This is a genomic window from Pseudoalteromonas sp. NZS100_1, assembly GCF_015864285.1.
Lineage (GTDB): Bacteria > Pseudomonadota > Gammaproteobacteria > Enterobacterales > Alteromonadaceae > Pseudoalteromonas > Pseudoalteromonas arctica.
Genome location: NZ_JADYXN010000013.1, coordinates 23,361 through 41,685 on the forward strand (window position 1 = coordinate 23,361; position 18,325 = coordinate 41,685).

Annotated in this window: 17 protein-coding genes; 12 read left to right on the top strand and 5 right to left on the bottom strand. The window is 38.7% G+C overall.

Annotated features, from left to right (window positions below):
* Positions 1-10: 10 nt before the first annotated feature.
* On the top strand, positions 11-262 hold the full coding sequence (locus I6F66_RS10555; RefSeq protein ID WP_197119466.1) for a DUF3862 domain-containing protein: 252 nt from the start codon (positions 11-13) through the stop codon (positions 260-262).
* Between the two features lie 48 nt (positions 263-310).
* On the opposite strand, the gene I6F66_RS10560 is transcribed toward I6F66_RS10555, so the two are convergent.
* From I6F66_RS10560 to I6F66_RS10570, 3 genes are all read right to left on the bottom strand, one after another.
* Positions 311-1,663 (bottom strand): hypothetical protein, encoded by a 1,353-nt coding sequence (locus tag I6F66_RS10560; RefSeq protein ID WP_007585662.1) that lies wholly within the window; start codon positions 1,661-1,663, stop codon positions 311-313.
* A 104-nt stretch (positions 1,664-1,767) separates the two neighbouring features.
* Positions 1,768-4,218 (bottom strand): TonB-dependent receptor, encoded by a 2,451-nt coding sequence (locus tag I6F66_RS10565; protein WP_007585660.1) that lies wholly within the window; start codon positions 4,216-4,218, stop codon positions 1,768-1,770.
* A 614-nt stretch (positions 4,219-4,832) separates the two neighbouring features.
* Positions 4,833-5,258, bottom strand: a complete 426-nt coding sequence (locus I6F66_RS10570; protein ID WP_165728831.1) for a hypothetical protein — start codon at positions 5,256-5,258, stop codon at positions 4,833-4,835.
* A 339-nt stretch (positions 5,259-5,597) separates the two neighbouring features.
* Between I6F66_RS10570 and ccoN the strand changes: the two genes are divergently transcribed.
* From ccoN to ttcA, 11 genes are all read left to right on the top strand, one after another.
* Positions 5,598-7,031, top strand: coding sequence for a cytochrome-c oxidase, cbb3-type subunit I (gene ccoN, locus I6F66_RS10575; protein ID WP_007585649.1), 1,434 nt, complete (start codon positions 5,598-5,600; stop codon positions 7,029-7,031).
* A 12-nt stretch (positions 7,032-7,043) separates the two neighbouring features.
* Positions 7,044-7,718 (top strand): cytochrome-c oxidase, cbb3-type subunit II, encoded by a 675-nt coding sequence (ccoO, locus tag I6F66_RS10580; RefSeq protein WP_010554062.1) that lies wholly within the window; start codon positions 7,044-7,046, stop codon positions 7,716-7,718.
* Between the two features lie 6 nt (positions 7,719-7,724).
* Positions 7,725-7,910 (top strand): cbb3-type cytochrome c oxidase subunit 3, encoded by a 186-nt coding sequence (locus I6F66_RS10585; protein ID WP_010554061.1) that lies wholly within the window; start codon positions 7,725-7,727, stop codon positions 7,908-7,910.
* Entirely contained in the window at positions 7,907-8,941 is a 1,035-nt protein-coding gene (ccoP, locus tag I6F66_RS10590; protein WP_165722272.1) for a cytochrome-c oxidase, cbb3-type subunit III, read from the top strand. The genes I6F66_RS10585 and ccoP overlap by 4 nt, the downstream gene beginning before the upstream one ends.
* Before the next feature lie 149 nt (positions 8,942-9,090).
* The gene (locus tag I6F66_RS10595) at positions 9,091-9,582 is read left to right on the top strand and encodes a FixH family protein (protein WP_101216175.1); all 492 of its coding nucleotides are present in this window, start codon (positions 9,091-9,093) and stop codon (positions 9,580-9,582) included.
* Between the two features lie 8 nt (positions 9,583-9,590).
* Positions 9,591-11,966: a heavy metal translocating P-type ATPase gene (locus I6F66_RS10600; protein WP_197175609.1), complete on the top strand. Its 2,376-nt coding sequence runs from the start codon at positions 9,591-9,593 to the stop codon at positions 11,964-11,966.
* On the top strand, positions 11,963-12,130 hold the full coding sequence (gene ccoS, locus I6F66_RS10605; protein WP_002963071.1) for a cbb3-type cytochrome oxidase assembly protein CcoS: 168 nt from the start codon (positions 11,963-11,965) through the stop codon (positions 12,128-12,130). Before I6F66_RS10600 ends, ccoS begins: the two co-directional genes overlap by 4 nt.
* A complete protein-coding gene (locus tag I6F66_RS10610) occupies positions 12,123-12,794 on the top strand; it encodes a sulfite exporter TauE/SafE family protein (protein WP_197175669.1) in 672 nt (223 codons plus the stop codon). The genes ccoS and I6F66_RS10610 overlap by 8 nt, the downstream gene beginning before the upstream one ends.
* Before the next feature lie 69 nt (positions 12,795-12,863).
* A complete protein-coding gene (locus tag I6F66_RS10615; RefSeq protein WP_197209253.1) occupies positions 12,864-13,601 on the top strand; it encodes an FNR family transcription factor in 738 nt (245 codons plus the stop codon).
* Positions 13,602-13,704: 103 nt separating this feature from the next.
* Entirely contained in the window at positions 13,705-14,631 is a 927-nt protein-coding gene (gene uspE / locus I6F66_RS10620; RefSeq protein ID WP_166376155.1) for a universal stress protein UspE, read from the top strand.
* Between the two features lie 170 nt (positions 14,632-14,801).
* Positions 14,802-15,716, top strand: a complete 915-nt coding sequence (gene ttcA, locus I6F66_RS10625) for a tRNA 2-thiocytidine(32) synthetase TtcA (RefSeq protein ID WP_007585631.1) — start codon at positions 14,802-14,804, stop codon at positions 15,714-15,716.
* Positions 15,717-15,784: 68 nt separating this feature from the next.
* Here the strand turns inward: ttcA and I6F66_RS10630 are convergent, their stop codons facing one another.
* Positions 15,785-16,846, bottom strand: coding sequence for a hypothetical protein (locus I6F66_RS10630; protein WP_165728836.1), 1,062 nt, complete (start codon positions 16,844-16,846; stop codon positions 15,785-15,787).
* A gap of 55 nt (positions 16,847-16,901) precedes the next feature.
* Positions 16,902-17,972 carry a hypothetical protein gene (locus tag I6F66_RS10635; RefSeq protein WP_007585627.1) on the bottom strand — a complete coding sequence of 357 codons (1,071 nt, stop codon included), beginning with the start codon at positions 17,970-17,972 and terminating at the stop codon, positions 16,902-16,904.
* Positions 17,973-18,325: the final 353 nt, after the last annotated feature.

Consider the following 18,325-nt stretch of genomic DNA (forward strand, 5'->3'; position numbering starts at 1 on the left):
GGATATAACAATGAAAAAACTCCTTATCATCGCAGCTACATTAAGCCTTGCGGCTTGTTCTAAAGTAAGCCTTGAAAGCTACGAAAAAATTAAAGTAGGTATGGATAAGACTGAAGTTGAAACCATTTTAGGCAGTGCAGATAACTGTGTTGAAAAAACACTGCATACTAATTGTGTGTGGGGCGATGAAGCGAAAAATATCGAGATCACGCTAGTATCAAACAAAGTAACTTTATACAGCAAACATGGTTTAGCTAAATAAAATTTAAAAAAGGGACTGATTTTACCAGTCCCTTTTTTACTCATAAGCTTACTTTTTAGAGTAAATAAGCTCAATATTAACGATTTTACTGCGATTTAACGTTATTTTATAGCGTTGGTAAAGTGTTCTATCTTCCTCAGTCAGCACAAGCACCATGTTAAGTTGGTAGCGCCGTTCAACCGCCTGCTTAGAAATTTTATTACTATCTAAATGATATAACTTCCCTTCACCACGCTTTAAATAACGCGCAAATGGTGCAAGACTAAATTGCAGTGTTTGTTGCAGTGTATCGTAACCGGGTAAAAATTCTTTTGCACTAACACGTGTCTCACTTGCAAAGTGTAACCACTGCGCGGCTTGTTTATTTTGCTGACGACGCTTTGAAAAAATAGATCTAACTTCTTTAGGTATTTTTTTAAAGCGTGTGTATTCAAGCCAAATTAGCTGACTCGCTATTTTGTCTTTGGTAATACTATTTTTAAAACTAAATCGCCACTTAGGTCGCCCTTGTACAATAGCTCGCCAGATCATACGTGTAATGTCTTCTTTAAATATTTCACGTAGTCCGTAAATGACCCCCAAAATTAAAATAAGCGTCGCGGTGACTTCAGTAAACGTTGAGCGGGCATTAAGTATCACAACCATCACAAATGCCATGATAACAGCTGTTACAGTGCCTTTAACTAATCGTTTAAGGTAGCTGTTAAGAAAACGCGTTTGGCGCTGTAATATAACGCCATGCTCAATTAAACGTTGTAACAAGCGCATTTTATTTGTTATTCGATTTGCGTCTTGCATGGTGGTTTCAGAATTGTAGCTTTTCTCTGCTCGGTACGTATTTTCGTTTTTACAAAACTGCAGTAAATCGTTACGCTCTTTTGCATAATCGCTACTACGTGGGCCTTCATCTAAAAGCTTTAAAAATGATTGCTCAACATGCCAACTTAAATAGTTGTCAGCATTGGTAAAAAATGGAAGTAGTTTTTCGTCATCTGGCGTGTAGCGACGCAGCTTTTTTAAGAGGCCTTCACTTTGTTCATATACTTCGTTAGCGCGTTTATAAAAGTCTTCTGCTTCATCAATTTTTAACGCGTCTTTAATGTCGGCATCAAGGGCTAAACGCACTTGGTAACAAAATAAATTAAGGTTTTGACGGTAATCTTGCTGCTCACCTTTGTTTTTACTCACAAAGCGGCTTCGTACTAATGGCAAGTGTATATTGTTAGCGTTGTATGCTAAATGTGATTTAAAGTGGTTATTAAAGTAAGATTCTTCGGTAAGCGTTTGCGGATTAATCCCCATTTCATTAGGGATAGAAAAATACAGATCTATGCGCTGTTCAGAACGAGGAGTTAGTTCTGGCTCAATGACAAAAGATAAGTTTTCATCTTGTTTTAACAATCAGTTCTCCTTCTAAAATATCGTTTTAGTGTACTTGTCTCCTTTGTTTTGTTCAATAAAAAAGGCTCAGTAAATACTGAGCCTTAATACGATTAATGTGCTAGTTAAAACTTGTAGTTTACACTTGCAAAAACACGTGAACCAATTACATCATAAACTTCTGGAACAGTACCCATATCGTTACCACCTAATACTTTCTCAGGCTCTTTATCGAAAATGTTGTTCATGCCACCAGTAAATCGTAATGCATCATTCAAGTTGTAGCTCATTGAAATATCGTGGTAAATAACGTTGTCAGTACTAAAGTTTTCACCGTAGTAGTCACCATCCATTCCACGAAGGAATCTTGCGTTATAAAGGATATTTAATGAATCAGTTAGATCGTAATTAACTGAAAGGTTAGACTTTATTTTAGAGTAACCACCGATGTTGCCATCAATAGTACCTGTGTAATTAATGTCATCTTCTTCAAACTTAATTAAATAAGTTGTATCAAGGTTTATACGGTAGTTATCTGCAGAGTAGCTAATATTCCAATCAACACCTGACGTTTCTTGAGAACCTACGTTAGTTAGTGCTGAACTTAGGTTAGATAAGTCACCAGATTGTGTGATGTTTACTGATGAACATGATTCTGAGTCACCTGCAAAACAGCTATTCATTTCGTTTTGAACATCTAAGCGAGTAATCGCATTAGTAATATCAAACTTCCAGTAATCTAGAGTTGTTGATAAACCGTCAGCTACTTCCCAAACCATACCAAAAGTGAAAGAGCGACTTTCTTCGGCTTTAAGATCGTTATCACTTGTGTAGTTTACAAGTATTTGAGCATCTTGTTCGTTGCCCCATGGATCAGCTAGGTAATCGTACGAACCTGAGTTACCACCAAACAGTTCTGATACGTTTGGTGCTCTAAAGCCAGTAGCTAATACAGAACGAACCATAAACTCTTCAGTTACATTCCACGTTGCACCAAGTTTCCACGTTGTTTCGCCACCAAAGGTAGAGTAGTTATCGTAGCGAGCAGCACCTTCAAGGGTAACAGTCTCTAATACCGGCATAGATGTTTCAAAGTAGATAGACTGTACTGAGAAATCACCTTCAGTTGGATCTTGTTGTGCAGCTGTGCTCTCACCAAGCTGAGTAATTAGATCTGGTGTGTAGTAACCACTTTCAAAGCGGTTTTCTACACCGATTGCGTAACCAATATCACTTTCTGTTACTGCGCTATAACCAGCTGAAAGAATAAATTGCTCGTTACCACCTTCGTTTGACTCAGTATAAATTGAATCGTTAGATGTTAATAAGCTACGATCTAAAGAATCACCGCTGAACCAAAGAGCTTGGTTTGCATAAATGCTTTCTTCAACTCGACTTGCATTAATTGAGTTTTGAACTTTATCTTTTGAGTCATTACGGCCGTAAGTTGCACTTACATCCCAGCTTGCATCGTTATCTAATAAACCTTGTAATGCAACAGATACACGGTAAGTGTCAGTTTCTTGCTCATAAATACGAGGACCAGCATCAACCATTCTTCTTCTGTACTCTAAAGAGTCAGCAAGATCGCCTGTATCTGCGTCACGGAAGCTATCTGTGTAAGTTGAATCCAAGCTAGAAGTACTTAAATCAATACTTGCTGGTTGTGGTGCAAGTTGTTGATTAGATTCACGACGTGTATACATCAAATCAACATTAAATGTAGTGTCTGAGTCTAGCTCTTTGTCAAAACTAGTAAATAAGCTGTATAGCTCATTAGGTGTTTGAGCATAGCTTGATGTTGTGAAGTCGTATGAAGTAGTTCTATCTGCAAAAACACCATTACCCTGGTAAGTTCTGCCACCCAGTGTTCCTTCAGGGATAAATGAAGACTCGCCAGGCTCTACAAAACGACGATCCGACTGAATTACTTCACCACGGTTTGAGTATTGAGCACCAACAACTAAGTTGCCATCGGCAATATTCATTCCGTGTAATAAACTAACACCGTAGTTATTCCCATCACCTTTTGTAGTGCGGCTTCCTTCAACGTTAAGCTCTGAACCTTCAAAATCTTTCTTTGTTATGATGTTAACAACACCAGCAATAGCATCAGAGCCATATACTGCAGACGCGCCGTCTTTTAAGATTTCGATAGATTTGATCATTGCTACAGGAATGGTATTTAAATCAACAGAAGAATCTGCGCCGGTACCTGAAGAAACCATACGACGACCATTTAATAATACCAGTGTGCGTTGCGAACCCATACCACGTAAGTTAACTGTCGCAGAACCACCTGAACCATTATTACTTGAAGCGCCTAAGCTAATACCAGCAGCTGATGGCTGAGTAGAAAGTATGTCAGCAACAGATGTGAAACCACTTTTTGCAATGAAGTCATCACCGATAACTGTGATTGGGCTTGCTGTTTCCATATCAGTACGGTTAATACGAGAGCCCGTAACCTGAATTTTTTCAATTGATGTAGCTGCTTCGTCAGCCGCTAAAACTTGCACACTTGAGAACATTGGTATTGCTGCAATTACAGCTAAGCCAAGAGTTGATTTTTTCATGAAAGAACCCTACTTGTTGAAGTTTACCTTTATTGGTAATGCTCACTTGTTATAAGAATAGTGAGTCAGATGGGCAACTTAGGCGCTTTTAACTGAACGAAAACTTAACGCCAGTACGTTTTTTATCAGCCAACAAAATAGAACAACTCTTTTGGGGACATACGTTACAACTTGTTTCATTGTTAACTAATAAATACACTTAAATATCAATAGCATAAACAATTTAAGATACTTAAATAACACAGTTGAAACCAAACTGGTCAACTTTGTAATTCAATGTAACTAATCGAATCATGTACCAAATTCAGATAAATTAACAAGTTAATCACAGCAAATTATTAAAACCGCAAAACTAAATGTTAATTACTAACCGAATTTACCCATGTTTGGTGCTTAAATAGCTTTATTTGACTACTTTGCGGTTTTTTTGATTAGACTTTTTGTTCAGCCACAATTAAAACTGTGTCTTTATTGAATTAGTTTCATATTATAAAAACTTAATTGGCTACTTGATTCAAATAGCAGTTTTAGTGATCTTCTCGCTTGAATAATCGTATGGATAACAATGCAAATTGCTAATGGTAAATGGATTGCATGAAAGTTAGGTATTGAGCCTAATACGTTACATAAAAGGAGTAATTTAGTGTTTGTATTAAAGAGGTTGTATTATCTTTGACTGTTAGCTCTAAATTCCAGAGCATATTTTGCTCAGAACAAATGCCAACCATGGTATTACTCTGCCACAGGCCATCATGTTTTTTAAATTGCTGAGGAATGTAACCCATATACATAGTAATGCCTTTAAGCTTGGCACCTTCAATTGTAAGGTTTGTTGGCAAATCACTAAAAATAGTAAATGGAGTTTCGGGAGAAAGGGTTTTCTCGCTTAACCATACTTTAACATCATTTGAAAAAGTACAAGGCAAATTGGCTGTGCATGTGACATTTTCTAGAAACTTTTCATCTGTATTTTTGGAAAAATCACATGCTGTTAATAAAAAAAATATCGCCGTGAATAAACTTAATCTATATATAAGCATAACAATTTCGCACTAAAGAAAAACAAATACTAATAATCGCGACTGCAAATAACAAGTGCGAGTGTTACTATTAAGCCAAATTAGGCACAAACTGTATCAAAAAATAAACAACAAGCTCACAAACATTGATTGATGTCATAATTTTATGTAATTGACCTATCTTTTTTAGGCCAAAAAATTTATCATTTCACCCGCAAAAAATAAGGGTTTCTCAAGTTTTTTTTCTGAAGCTTTCATGTATTGAAAGTTTTAGATAACACGCTTGAGAAAATAGTAGGCCCCACTTTTAAAGGTGGGTAATTCATTTCTAAACGCATTTATTGCAGCGGAAGCCAGAAAATGAGCCAAACAGTAGCATCACAAACTGAGTATAACTATAAGGTTGTACGCCAATTCGCTATTATGACAGTGATTTGGGGCATCGTTGGCATGAGTATTGGGGTTCTGATTGCTGCCCAATTAGCTTGGCCAGCACTTAACTTTGATACACCATGGTTAACTTACTCTCGACTACGTCCGTTACACACGAACGCAGTAATTTTCGCATTTGGTACCAGTGCACTTTTTGCGACGTCTTATTACGTCGTACAACGTACTTGTCAAACGCGTCTTTTCTCAGACAAACTCGCCGCCTTTTCTTTTTGGGGCTGGCAGCTAGTTATTGTATTAGCAGTAATAACGCTACCGTTAGGTATTACTAGCTCAAAAGAATATGCAGAACTTGAATGGCCAATCGATATTTTAATCGCTGTGGTTTGGATTGTTTACGCTATTGTATTTTTTGGTACTTTAATTAAGCGTAAAGTGTCGCACATCTATGTTGCTAACTGGTTCTATGCTGGCTTTATTATTACTGTTGCAGTGCTACACATTGTAAACAGCATGGCAGTGCCTGTGTCGTTAACTAAATCATATTCAATCTATGCAGGTGCCGTAGATGCTATGGTTCAGTGGTGGTACGGTCATAACGCTGTAGGTTTCCTACTTACTGCTGGTTTCTTGGGTATGATGTATTACTTTGTACCTAAACAAGCAGGTCGTCCAGTGTACTCATACCGTTTATCGGTAGTTCACTTTTGGGCTCTAATTTCATTATATATCTGGGCTGGTCCTCATCACCTTCACTACACAGCGCTTCCTGATTGGACGCAAAGTTTAGGTATGGTTATGTCTATTATCCTATTCGTACCGTCTTGGGGTGGTATGATCAACGGTATTATGACGCTATCTGGCGCGTGGCATAAACTACGAACTGATCCAGTACTACGCTTTTTAGTTGTTTCATTGTCTTTCTACGGTATGTCTACGTTTGAAGGTCCAATGATGGCAATTAAATCTGTAAATGCGTTATCTCACTACACAGATTGGACAATCGGCCACGTACACTCAGGTGCACTAGGTTGGGTTGCTATGATTTCAATTGGTGCTATTTACCACTTAATTCCTGCGTTATTCGCGCAAGGTCGTATGTATAGCGTTAAATTAGTTAATACCCACTTCTGGTTACACACTGTAGGTGTTGTTTTATACATTGTTGCAATGTGGATTTCTGGTGTAATGCAAGGTCTAATGTGGCGTGCAGTGAATGCTGACGGTACATTAATGTACAGCTTTGTGCAGTCTTTAGAAGCGTCGCATCCTTTCTATATCATGCGCTTTGTAGGCGGTGTATTCATCGTAACGGGTATGTTAGTTATGGCTTATAACGTTTACCGCACTATTTCAGCTGAGAAAGAATCTCTGAAACTAGACGCGCAAGCACAATTAGCATAACGGAGTGAGATGATGAGCAAGAAAAATTCACAAAACAAACATGAAATAGTAGAAAAAAACGTTGGCCTTATGGCTATTCTGACTGTTTTTGCTATTAGCTTTGGCGCGTTAGTTGAGATCACTCCGCTAATGTTTCAAGACGATACAACTAAACCAGTGGAGGGTTTACGCCCTCTTAACGCTTTAGAAATGGAAGGCCGCGACCTTTACGTGCGTGAAGGTTGTTCTAACTGTCACTCACAAATGATTCGTCCTTTTCGTGATGAAGTTGAGCGTTATGGTCACTACTCTGTAGCAGGCGAATCAGTATGGGATCATCCGTTTTTATGGGGTTCTAAACGTACTGGTCCTGACTTGGCTCGTGTTGGTAAGCGCTACTCGGACGATTGGCATTATGCTCACTTAGTTGATCCACGTGCTGTGGTTCCTGAGTCAAACATGCCAGGCTTTCCTTGGTTAGCAGAGAATACGGTTGATACAAGCCTTACTCTGAAAAAACTACAACTTTTCCGTGATACTTTTGCTATTAACCCAGAAAACCCAAAACATCCGGGTTTAGGTTATGGCGATGATGCAGAGCTTCAAGCAGATGTTGATAAAGTTAATGCTATGAATGATGGCAAAGGCGCAACAGAAATCCAAGCTCTCATCGCGTATTTACAGCAACTTGGTACCCACTTGAAGTAAAAAATTATGGATTACGGAACATACAGAGGTATTTTAACTCTGGTAATTTTAGTATTGTTTATTGTGATTGTTGCATGGGCATATAGCAAGCGAAGCAAAACTCGTTTTGACAGCGCTGCTAATGCCATTTTTGAAGATGAAAAAAAACATGACAACACGCTCTCTAACGAGGAAAAGGAGTCTGAAAAATGACTAGCTTTTGGAGTATTTGGGTTATTGTATTAACCCTTGCATGCTTATGCATCATCTTTGGCTTATTAGTTTGGAACTTAAAAAACTATGCAGGCGTAGAAGAAGGTGAAAGCTGTGGACATGAATTTGACGGCATTGAAGAGCTAAATAATCCACTACCAAAATGGTGGACTTACATGTTTTTCGCAACTTTTGCTTGGTCGGTATATTACCTTGCAGCTTTCCCAGGTTTAGGTAACTGGGAAGGTTTTGGTAAATGGACTAGTTCTAATCAAGGTATTACGTCTTTAGCTGAATCTAAAAAAGCAGTTGCAGAGGCAAAAGCGGATGGTCGCTTTGTAAAACTTGATAAAGAGTACGAAGCTGCAGAAGAGCGCTTTGGTCCTATTTTTAATAAACTTGCACAAGTACCCGTTTTAGATTTAGTTAATTCTAAATTTGAAGGTGATGCAGCGCAGCAAGTAGCACTTGATAATGATAATAAACATGAGCAAACAGATGGCCAAGTAGCCATTGAAATTGGTCAGCGTTTATTCTCACAAAACTGTGCGCAATGTCATGGCTCTGATGCACGTGGTGGTACTGGCTTCCCTAACCTAACTGATAAAGATTGGTTATATGGCGGAACACCTGACAAAATTAAAGAAACACTTCTTTATGGTCGTATTGCAGCAATGCCAGCTTGGGGTCCTGCTCTTGGCGAACAAGGCGTTAAAGAAATGACAGCACATGTGCTGAGCCTTTCTGGTCGTACTGTTAACCAAAAAGACGCAGACGCAGGTGCCGCTAAGTTTGCAATGTGTGCCGCATGTCATGGTGCTGACGGTAAAGGGTCGGTTGCACATAACCTACCGTTTGGCGCGCCTAACCTGACTGATAACATTTGGTTATATGGTGGTTCTCAACGTGCTGTTGAAGAAACGCTTAACCACGGCCGTGCCGGTGTAATGCCTGCATGGAAAGACATTTTAGGTGAAGATAAGATTCACTTATTAACTGCCTATGTTTACAGTTTATCGCAAGATAAATAAGCACGCGGTTAATAAAATGTTTATAAATTAATTTATTTAATTCAATAGATTAATCCAGATCAAAAAAGCCTCCACTGTGAGGCTTTTTTTTAGTCTTTTACGTATAATTCCTATAAAATAACGCTTCCTAAACTAATTTTAGAGACACTATGCAACCTACTCCGTGGTATAAAAATTTTTGGCCTTGGTTTTTAATCTTTTTTCCGTTAGTTGCCATTATTGGCTGTATTAGCTTATTTATTACGGCAATAGGTAACGGTCCAGATATGGTTGTTGACGACTACTACAAAAAAGGTAAAGCAATAAACTTAGAACTGACTAAGTTTGAAAAAGCAAAAGCACTTTATTTACATGGCGAATTAAATGTAACCAACGACCGTGTAAGCTTTAAGTTTACAAAAGGCGACAGCAGTAACGTGCATGTATTAAAGCTCTCGTTTTATCATCGCACCATTAAAGCGCATGACTTTGAAGCAACACTTACTCCTAATGCCAATCAGGAATTTACTGCATTACTTAATGAGTATACACAAGGCGCCTACTCAGTATTTATTGAGCCAATAGATGGCAGTTGGAAAATGAAAGAAAATATAACGTTACCAACTGAACAAACCGTTTTAGTTACTCCTAATTATAAGTAGTAATAACTATGTCTAACTCTTGCTTTCATTGCCTTGAAAGTGTGCCAAACGGATTTAACGCAAACGTTATAATTGACGATATAGCTCAGCCAATGTGTTGCATTGGCTGCCAAGCTGTTGCACAAAATATTGTTGACCAAGGTATGACCGATTACTACAAATACCGCACCGTACGTGCCGGTAAAATAGAACAGCTAGTACCTGAGCAACTCGCATTTATAAAAAGTTATGACAACGAAGATATTCAAGACGAATTTATAGCTACTAACGATAATATCTCAGAGGTATTACTGAGCGTTGAAGGTATAACCTGCGCTGCTTGTGCATGGCTTATCGAAAAACAACTTTTAAACTTAAATACTGTAAAACGGGTTGATGTAAATACATCCACCAACCGCGCGATGATCCTATGGGATAAAACCAACACTCCATTGAGTGAACTTATTACTTCCCTAGCTAAAATTGGCTACAAAGCATACCCGTTTCAATCAGATGTTGAAGCTCAGCAAAAACAACAAACTGCCAAAGCCTATATTCGCCGCTTAGGTGTTGCTGGTTTAATGACCATGCAAGTTATGATGTTTGCATTTGCCATGTACTTTGGCATGTTCTCGGGTATGGATAGCAATTTTGAACAGTATTTTAGATGGATAAGTTTAATACTTGCATCTCCCGTTGTTTTATACAGCGCACTGCCCTTTCTGACCAATGCTATAAATGGCTTAAAAGCAAAACATCTCAATATGGATTTACCCGTATCACTGGCTATTTTTGGCGCATTCGGTGCAAGTTGTTACGCCACATTTATGCAAGTGGGCGAGGTCTATTTTGAATCTGTGTGTATGTTTACCTTTTTACTGTTATTAGGTAAATATCTTGAGTTTAGAGCGCGTTTAAAAGCGAGCGAATTTACTGCCAACTTACAAAAACTACTGCCATTAACAGCGCGTACCATTAACGAAAGTGGCGAAGAGCTTATAATTGCGGCTAAAAAACTAAAACTTAATGACGTAGTACTTATTAAAGCGGGTGAAACGATTCCTGCCGATGGCGAACTTATTAAAGGCAAAACCACGGTTGATGAGTCAATGATGACGGGGGAGCACCAACCTGTCACTAAATTTATTGGTCACAATGTCTATGCTGGTTGCGTTAACCACGACGGCGTTATTGAAATAAAAATTAATAAAATTGGTCAAAATACGCTTTTAAACCAAATTATACGCCTGCAACATAACGCTTTAACCAAGCGCCCTAAACTGGTTGAAATTACAGATAAAGTTGCGCAATGGTTTATAGCGTGCCTGCTTATATTTGCTTCACTTACAGCTATTGGCTGGTATCAAATTGACCCAGAACATGCATTTTGGATCACTATTTCGGTTTTAGTTGCTACCTGCCCGTGTGCCCTGAGTTTAGCCATACCTACCGCGCTCACATGTGCAGTGGCAACGCTTACCCGCAAAGGCGTATTAATAAAACAAGCGCATGTGCTCGAAACGCTCTCACAAATTACTTTATTTGCATTTGATAAAACAGGCACACTTACGCAAGGTAAATTTAGCCTTGATGAAGTAGATATAATCGATAAACAGTATACAAAAGCTCAAGTGCTAGATATGGCAGCCATGCTAGAGCGTTATTCTGAGCACCCTATCGCCAGTGCATTTGATGAGTTTACGCCAGCTCACCGCAGTCTTAATAACGTTGAAGTACACCCAGGGCTGGGAATTAGCGCACAAGATGCAACTAATCATTACGCAATTGGTAAAAGTGGCTGGTTTAATAGCAAAAAATCGAATGCACAAGCGAGCTTGTATATAAATAAGCAAGTTGTTGCACGCTTTTACTTTGTTGATAAAGTAAAAAGCGATGCTAAAAAGCTTATAGACTCACTTCAATCGCAAAACTTAACGTGTCACATGTTAACCGGTGACGCGTCAGATGCTGGGCAAAAAGTAGCTAAGCAACTTAAACTTGAAAGTGTGCAATTTGGATGTTCTCCACAAGATAAACAAACCGCCGTTGAGCAATGGTCTTCACAAAATGAAGTCGTTGCAATGGTAGGTGATGGTGTAAACGACAGCCCAGTATTTGCCAGTGCGCACTTATCTATTGCTATGGAAACCGGTGCAGACATATCAAAAAATAGCGCCGATGTAGTGCTTCTTAATAGCGATTTAGCCTCCATTGATCACTTACTTAATGTAGCAAAACAAACGCGACGTATTATTAAACAAAACCTTGCGCTGTCTTTATTGTATAATGCGTCCATATTACCACTTGCAGCATTGGGCTTAGTTGCTCCGTGGATGGCTGTGATTGGCATGTCTGCCAGCTCAATTATTGTGATTAGTAATTCACTAAGGCTATTAAAGTTATGAGCATAATTTACATTTTGATCCCCATTGCCATTTTGTTCGTCATTATTGCTATTGGTGTATTTTTTTGGGCTGTAAAAAGCGAGCAGTTTTCTGACTTAAACAAGCAAGGTCATAGTATTTTGTTTGAAGATGACAAAGAGCAACACAACAAAAGTAATGATTGACCCTCTTTATACCAGCGCATTTTTAATGGGCCTAATAGGTAGCGGCCATTGCATTGCTATGTGCGGTGGTATTGCAAGCTCATTACAACTGGCAAGTGATAAACGCAAAACATTTACCTATTCATTTGCTTATAATATTGGACGTGCACTGAGCTACATGGCAGCAGGCGCACTTGTTGCTGGTATTAGCAGCCAATTTGCAAGGCAAAACACCTCCTTCTCTTTAATACTTTCGTTCATTGCAGCTATTTTTATGCTCCTCGTCGGCGTGTATATAATGCGCTTGGGCCCTACTTTACAATGGTTAGAGAAAATTGGTAAAACCTTGGTGTGGCAACACATTGTTAAGCTAAATAAATATTTAATGCCTATTAACTCTCCTTTTAAAGCACTAGGTTACGGTGCGTTGTGGGGATGGCTACCTTGTGGGCTTGTATACTCAGCGCTTACATGGGCGATGACTAGCCCAAGTGCCCTGGACGGTGCCTTAGTTATGCTTTGCTTTGCTTTAGGTACTTTTCCCGCGATGATCACGTTAGGCGTTACCGCGCAAAAGCTAAATACTATTATTAACCATCCATGGACCCGTATTGTATTGGGCAGTGTTATTATTTGGTATGGTATCTACTTATTGATTATTGCAACTGACAGGCTGGTACATTAATCTATTCGCAGTATTAGCCTTTAAGGTTATTTTGCAGTCGTGTGTATAAAAATTAAAATGGATTAAATTATGGATTTCTCTCAAAGTCGCGCTAAAGGTAATTGTGCTATTAGTTGTAATAACTGCAGTATTAGTCAATTGTGTTTGCCATTTTCACTTAATGGCCAAGAAATGGATAAGCTTGACGAAATTATTGAGCGAAAAAAGCCACTCCATAAAGGCGACTATCTATTTGAATCAGGTGCACCTTTGCAGGCTATTTATGCGGTTCGTTCTGGCTCATTCAAATCGTACACGTTATCGGAGCGAGGTGATGAGCAAATTACCGGCTTTCATTTAGCGGGCGACCTAGTTGGTTTTGACGCAATAAGTAAAATGACTCATCCTAGTTTTTCACAAGCACTCGAAACGTCAATGGTATGCGAAATCCCATTTGATACCCTTGACGAGCTTGCGGGTAAATTACCAAAGCTTCGCCAACAAATAATGCGCTTAATGAGCAGTGAAATTACATACGATCAAGAAATGCTGCTATTACTCAATAAAAAATCAGCAGAGGAACGCTTAGCTAGTTTCATTTATAACCTGTCAGAGCGTTTTGGTGAGCGTGGTTTTTCGCGTAAAGAATTTAGATTTACGATGACTCGCGGTGAAATAGGCAATTACTTAGGCCTAACAGTAGAAACCATTAGCCGTTTATTAAGTCGTTTTCAAAAAGCTGACTTAATTAAAGTAGAGGGTAAATTTATTACAATTTTAGATAATGATGCCTTGGCTAAAACAGCGGCGATAGTTAAGCCTCGCTAAATTAAATAGTTTGATTTAGAACAACAATTTATATGCTACCCCTTTAACTGTTTTATATTTACGTTACACTAAATGTACACCCGTTAGGTAAATGGAGTAGCATATGAACACTATTAAACGCATTATTGCGGTTATTGACCCCACCAAAGATGATCAACACGGTTTAGCACGTTCAATAGATTTAGCTAAAAAATCTGGCGCAAGTATTACCGCCTTTATGACGGTTTACGACTTCTCTTACGAAATGACGACTATGCTATCTGGCGATGAACGCGAAGCAATGCGCGATGCCGTACTAAAAGACCGCCAGCTATGGCTAAACGATTTAGTTTCCCCTTACAAAGATATAAATATTGAAACCCAAGTGGTTTGGCATAATCGCCCTTACGAAGCCATAATCGATACTGTAATTGATCAAAAGTACGATTTAGTAATTAAAGGCACACATCAACATGGCGCACTTAAATCAGTTATTTTTACCCCGACAGATTGGCACTTAGTACGCAAATGCCCAGCCCCGGTATTATTTGTAAAAGAAATGGCATGGCCAGCAAACGGTAATATTTTAGCTGCTGTAAATGCGGTTAGTGAAAACGAAGAACATGTAGCACTTAATAAACGCGTTATTAAAGACGCACAATATTTATGTGAACTTGCCAACGCAAAACTTAATTTAGTTAATGCCTACCCTGCAACTCCTATTAATATTGCCATCGAAATTCCTGAGTTTAACCCAGGACTTTATAACGAATCAGTTAAAAAGCATCATCATGAATCAACCAATGCACTTGCTGCAGAGTTTAATTTAAACCCAGAGCAATGTTTTATTGAAGAAGGCCTGCCAGAGGATGTAATCCCTGATGTAGCGAAGCGGTTAAATAGCGAATTAGTTGTTATTGGTACTGTAGGCCGCACGGGCTTAAGTGCCGCTCTTGTAGGTAATACAGCAGAGCATGTAATTGATAGCCTAGACTGTGATGTACTGGCACTCAAACCCGATGGTTACGTGAGCCCTATGGCAAAGGATTAATTTTAAGCTTTATGTGCAAGTTATAAGCGAGTTATTTTTACGTGTTAATAAGGCATGTTTAAATCAATTTTAATTACATCCTAAACTCGCATATTCAGGTGGTTTGGGTATAATACGCCCCTTTATTTTTAGCAAATAACTTTGCTGTATTGTTTTACTAGGGGGCGTAATTGTCACACTCAGATCAAGCTAAAGCTCAATTTAACTTAAATAAGCTGCAAAAGCGTTTACGTCGCCAAACTGGTCAAGCCGTTATGGACTTCAATATGATTGAAGAGGGTGACCGTATAATGGTATGTCTTTCTGGCGGCAAAGACAGCTACACAATGCTTGAAATGCTTCAACATTTAAAACGTGTAGCACCTATAAAGTTTGACCTAGTTGTTGTAAATCTTGATCAAAAACAACCTGATTTTCCTGAGCATGTTTTACCCCAGTATCTTGATAAATTAAATGTTGAATACAAAATTGTAGAAGAAGATACTTACAGTATTGTTACCGATATTATCCCTGAAGGTAAAACAACGTGTTCACTTTGCTCACGCTTACGTCGTGGTATTTTATACCGCACAGCAAAAGAGCTAGGCGCTACTAAAATAGCCCTTGGGCATCACCGTGACGACATGATTGAAACATTGTTTTTAAATATGTTTTACGGCGGAAAGCTAAAAAGTATGCCGGCTAAATTAATGAGTGATAACGGCGAGCATATGGTTATTCGCCCACTTGCATACTGTAAAGAAAGCGACATAAGCCAATACGCATTTGTACAAGGTTACCCTATCATTCCGTGTAACCTATGTGGCTCGCAAGAAAACTTACAGCGTAAACATACAAAAACAATGCTCGCTAAATGGGATGCGGAGCACCCAGGTCGTATTGAAAGCATTTTTACAGCAATGCAAAACATAGTGCCTTCACATTTAGCTGACGCCGACTTGTTTGATTTTAAAAACTTACAAACAGGTGAAGTAATTGATGGTGGCGATATAGCCCTTGATAAACCAGATATTCCTAAAGTGCCTGTTGCTAATGAGCTTGATGAACAAGAAGCGCCAAGTGTAGTTACTATAAATCTAAGCTAACAAATTTAAGGGGGTTGTATTTATGTACAACCCCCTTAAATTTACCAATTCAGCATTGCGTTCTATTTTTAACTCTCAGCTAAGCCTTGTAAAAATTCCAAACTTAACTTTTCTTGTGCATTAGCCTGATATGGTAATTGCTGCAAGCTATCGTACGAAAAATCGTTAATATCAAAATGACTTATTTCACTATTCCCAAAGCTGTTTCGCTCACCTGGGCTTGGCGACATTCTCTCAATAACAAAGTCGCTTAAGCGCATATCTGTAATGCCTTGTGGTAATACCGACCAGTGGGCTTTCAAATTAAGTGTTTGGCTTCCTTGTGCTAACCGCTCTTTAGATACTAAATGAGCAAGTGGTGTATCGCCACTGTATAAATTAGCCCTAACACGATACAAACCACTTTTTACTACCGCTATGTTAGCTGGCAAAATCATGTTTTCGTTTTGTGCATAAGCAGTTTCAAAACCTGTTAAAGTTGCACTAGGCGGCATATATTGAATTTGTGCAACTACGGGAACTTTTTTACCGGCAACATCACCCTCTACAAACACTTGTAAGCTACGAGGGTAATCTTCATCCTCTTCAAATGTTATAATTGCTTCACCGTCACGCGCATTGCCTGTATGGGTATTTAACACTTCTTTTGTATCTGTATTTGCAAGCTCAACGACCACTTTTCCAAGCCCTTGAGCGCTTATCTTTATTGTTATTTCTTCTGGGTATACAAAACGATATTGCTTAAGACTTAACGTTAAAGCATCGCCACTTTCATCAATAGGGCTCGATACCGGGTAGAATTGATTTGGCTTTAATCGATCTTCATCTAATGGACTCAATGGCTGAGAATAAGGAGGAAATTTAAGTGCACTTTCATATTGCATAACCACTTGCTGCGCTGCTTTTGTTAAGTCTTCATTAAACGCGATTTGTTTTTTTGATTGTGTTTTTTTTGCTGTAGGTACATCTATAGGGATCACTTTTACTGGCGATAAATCAGCTACGCTCGCACTGTGTTTAACCTGAGGTGTTATTGGCTCAGCAACTTTATGAGCATCATTTTTACCTGTAAACCATAGCGAGAATAAAATAGTGCTAATAATTAAAGCAACGACATAAAATTTTTTCATTTTTATATTTCAATCTTTTATAAGGCGTATAGTTTTTAACTACACGCCTTGTATGTTATGGAATCACATTATAAATAAGTGCTGATGCGCTTAAATTATTTGAATCCTTAATATAACGATATTGTTTTTTCCAAAACCAACTACCTGTAGTTTTATCAAACGTATTAAAACCTACAGTGTCACCTTCCACATTTACGTTATTCATGGCTATTGTTACATTACCTTTTCGCTGCGCGTTATGTATTTCGTTATGGCTATAACTGTCACTCATCATCATTGGATAATGGTTTGGCATAAAGCTACTTACTGCATCACCTTGCGATTTTAAATGGCCATTTGTATCAATACTGCTGCTACAACTTCCAAACGAGCCAGCCGAACTGGCACCACATGAAGAGTGCGATGCAACAACCGAATCATCATTGCCTTTTAAAAAACCACCCGTTAAACCCAAATATGCATTTCCATCGGCAACAAAGCGTAAACGTGGCGTACGTGCATCTGGGAATGGTGAAATTTTACGTGCATTGTTTACTTTTAAATCGTGTAATACACCAACAGCTTCGGTTACATCACTTCCTAGCCACCATTTGAGTGCAGCATCGACCGCAAAGTTCCATGATGCGCCAGTTAAAGCACTAACAGCTACGTCAGCCAGCTCACTTCCACCACCCGCGCCTGCTAAATCAAACGTAGCAACAATATTAAGCGGCTCTAAGCCTTCGTTTTCTAACCAGTTTTCTTGATTATCAATAATATGGCGTGCAACTAAGTCTCCTGTTGAATGTGTTACAAATACACAGCCATCACTGCATAAATTAGAGCGTGAAATTTGCTTTAGCTTTGGCCACACCCAATCGGTAGCAATTTTACCTTCAATACGTTCATAAGCAGGCCAATCAATTCGCTCATCTGCACGATTATTCCAGTACGATTGCCAATATGTTTCACCATCATTGATTACATCACTACCCGACTTATTTGTTATTTGCGAAGTTTGTAACCCATGAATTAATATAATTTTGTAGTCTTTACTCGCTGCAGAAAAGCTCATTAACATAGCTAACCCCGCACCAATTAGGTGGCTTGGCTTAATTAATTTGTGTGTGCGCTTTGTGTTGTTCATACAATTCCTTAATGTTGTGTACTTAATATTTCATTATCATTTAAGGTATTCATGTTGGTTTACATAAGCTTGTCAGCTTAGGTGTTCACTAGGGTCTGTTGTTCTTTGCGGATTAAAATTTGTTCAAACTAGAGGCTATTTAATCACGGCGCGAGATTTGTTACCTAGTGGGCTCGGTAACTGCTCCTGCGTTACTCTACTGGCTTACATCCATGTAAGAATAAGTAAAACCCGAGCAACAAAGAGTAAATAGCCTCTAGGAAGTACCCTTTGGGCAGCGTCTGTTTGGCATTAATGCTACGTTATCGCCTATTTATGGGGAACAACCACACTACTTAGGCTCTGCCTTGCCT

Bases quoted from the DNA above. Each gene is read 5' to 3' on its own strand.
- I6F66_RS10555 (WP_197119466.1), top strand. From the start codon at position 11: ATGAAAAAACTCCTTATCATCGCAGCTACATTAAGCCTTGCGGCTTGT.
- I6F66_RS10565 (WP_007585660.1), bottom strand. From the start codon at position 4,218: ATGAAAAAATCAACTCTTGGCTTAGCTGTAATTGCAGCAATACCAATG.
- I6F66_RS10570 (WP_165728831.1), bottom strand. From the start codon at position 5,258: ATGCTTATATATAGATTAAGTTTATTCACGGCGATATTTTTTTTATTA.
- ccoN (WP_007585649.1), top strand. From the start codon at position 5,598: ATGAGCCAAACAGTAGCATCACAAACTGAGTATAACTATAAGGTTGTA.
- ccoO (WP_010554062.1), top strand. From the start codon at position 7,044: ATGAGCAAGAAAAATTCACAAAACAAACATGAAATAGTAGAAAAAAAC.
- I6F66_RS10585 (WP_010554061.1), top strand. From the start codon at position 7,725: ATGGATTACGGAACATACAGAGGTATTTTAACTCTGGTAATTTTAGTA.
- ccoP (WP_165722272.1), top strand. From the start codon at position 7,907: ATGACTAGCTTTTGGAGTATTTGGGTTATTGTATTAACCCTTGCATGC.
- I6F66_RS10595 (WP_101216175.1), top strand. From the start codon at position 9,091: ATGCAACCTACTCCGTGGTATAAAAATTTTTGGCCTTGGTTTTTAATC.
- I6F66_RS10600 (WP_197175609.1), top strand. From the start codon at position 9,591: ATGTCTAACTCTTGCTTTCATTGCCTTGAAAGTGTGCCAAACGGATTT.
- ccoS (WP_002963071.1), top strand. From the start codon at position 11,963: ATGAGCATAATTTACATTTTGATCCCCATTGCCATTTTGTTCGTCATT.
- I6F66_RS10610 (WP_197175669.1), top strand. From the start codon at position 12,123: ATGATTGACCCTCTTTATACCAGCGCATTTTTAATGGGCCTAATAGGT.
- I6F66_RS10615 (WP_197209253.1), top strand. From the start codon at position 12,864: ATGGATTTCTCTCAAAGTCGCGCTAAAGGTAATTGTGCTATTAGTTGT.
- uspE (WP_166376155.1), top strand. From the start codon at position 13,705: ATGAACACTATTAAACGCATTATTGCGGTTATTGACCCCACCAAAGAT.
- I6F66_RS10630 (WP_165728836.1), bottom strand. From the start codon at position 16,846: ATGAAAAAATTTTATGTCGTTGCTTTAATTATTAGCACTATTTTATTC.
- I6F66_RS10635 (WP_007585627.1), bottom strand. From the start codon at position 17,972: ATGAACAACACAAAGCGCACACACAAATTAATTAAGCCAAGCCACCTA.